The sequence below is a fragment of the Rhizobium sp. FG113 genome (assembly GCF_057809895.1).
Window position 1 is genome coordinate 1 of record NZ_JBMDKV010000069.1, and the last position, 357, is coordinate 357.

The following is a 357-nucleotide window of genomic DNA, read 5'->3' on the forward strand; positions in this document are numbered from 1 at the left end:
AAGTTGTGATCGGCTGCCGCGGCGAGATCATTGCTCGTCATCCGCGAAGCTGGGAGCGGGAGGACGTCGTCTTCGATCCAGTCCATTATCTGCCGCTGATCGAGCAGAAGATCAATGCCCTGGATCAGGCGGCTCCTCTCCAGGGCTGGGACCTGCCGGACGAATTCGCCACGTTGCGCCGGCTAATGGAAGGTCGCATGGCCAAGCATGGCCGTCGGGAATACGTGCAGGTTCTGCGCCTGCTGGAAAGCTTCGAGCTTGCCGACCTGCATGCAGCGGTGAAGCAGGCGATCCAGCTCGGAGCGATCGGCTTCGATGCGGTCAAGCATCTGATCCTGTGCCGGGTCGAGCGCCGGC

The 357-nt window shown here is 62.5% G+C and carries 1 pseudogene; it reads left to right on the top strand.

What is annotated here, in order from left to right:
• A pseudogene (locus ACODTZ_RS36155) lies at positions 1-357 on the top strand (IS21 family transposase); the annotation flags it as partial.